Below are 1,342 nucleotides of genomic sequence, written 5' to 3' on the forward strand. Positions count from 1 at the left end.
TCCAGCTCCTCCGCTGATCCCGTCGGGCGGCTTCCCGCCCGGCTGACGATGACCCAACGCGGCTCCGGGCAGGACGATGCCCGGGGCCGTTTTCGTTCGTGCCGTGTCGGGTGCGCGCCGGGTCGCGGACGGCTGCGGCTCCGGCGCCGGTCGCGGCACGGTCGGCGGGGATGGCGACCGGGAGGCGTGCCGGCCGTTTGGATGCGGTGCGCCCTGCCCCCTCGCGGCGCCCCGTGGTTTGGCGTCTCTCACAAGACTCCCGTTGGGCCGACGCCTCCCCATCGAGCGCCGACGGCGACCGAGCGTTTCGCGAGCTGCACTCAAGCCGCCGCGATGCCCGTCTCCCGCTACCGGAACGATCCGCTGGGGCCGTTCGGGAGCCCGCTGCGGCGCAGCCGCAGGCCCGGGTCGATCGATCGGGTCTGTCGCGGTCCTGGGGCCGAGCCCGATGTTGCATCTTCATGTCCGGGCCGGAGGCGGGATTTCCGGCATATTTCTATTCGCCGGGGCAGTTCAGCTTCCGCTCGTTCGGCAAATACGATGTCCTGTCGGGGTAACTGGCATCTACCGGGTTCTAATCTGATCATTCGATCGAACGCTACCGCAAGGGGCCGAGAGTCGTTTTGATTTCTGCGATGCAATTATACGTATCGTTAACTATCAATCGTTGCTCGTTCTTAACACTCGGGGGCTAGGGTCATTGTCAGCACGAAAATGTGCTCCTGGAATTCAAAAGGATAAACCATGCCTGTCTCGCTTTCGTCGGGTGTCCGCGATACCCTGGTGACCATCCAGCAGACCGTTGCCGAAGCGACCCTGTCGCAGACGCGGCTGGCGACCGGGAACAAGGTCAACACCGCCCTCGACAACCCGATGTCCTACTTCGCCGCCGCGAGCCTCAACCAGCGCGCCGGCGATCTCTCCGGCCTGCAGGACAACATGCAGCAGGCCGTGCGTACCATCAGCGCCGCCAGCTCCGGCATCGACGGCATGACCAAGCTGCTCCAGACGGCGCAGGGCATCGCCACGTCGGCCGCCGCCGAGAGCGACCAGACCCGCCGCGCCACCCTCGCCACCCAGTTCAACACCGTGTTGAGCCAGGTCGACGAGCTGATGAAGAACTCGGGCTACAACGGCGTCAACCTGCTCAACGGCGACAAGCTCTCGCTGTCCTTCGACCCCAAGTCGACCAGCGCGACCATGGTCATCCAGTCGTCGAACGGCTCGGCGGGTGTCGCGGGCTCGCTCGGCCTGACCGCCTCGCGCCTCGGCGTGGCGACGGCGGCCAACTCGACCTGGACCAACGGCGCCAGCGACACGGTCGGCGACGCGGGCATCAAGA

Annotated in this window: 1 protein-coding gene; it reads left to right on the top strand. The window is 66.5% G+C overall.

Going from position 1 to position 1,342, the window contains the following annotated elements; all coding sequences use genetic code 11:
- Positions 1-744 precede the first annotated feature (744 nt).
- A partial coding sequence (locus QR78_RS24930) for a flagellin (protein ID WP_048430292.1) occupies positions 745-1,342 on the top strand: 598 nt, incomplete at its 3' end.

The organism is Methylobacterium indicum (assembly GCF_001043895.1).
GTDB classification, from domain to species: domain Bacteria; phylum Pseudomonadota; class Alphaproteobacteria; order Rhizobiales; family Beijerinckiaceae; genus Methylobacterium; species Methylobacterium indicum.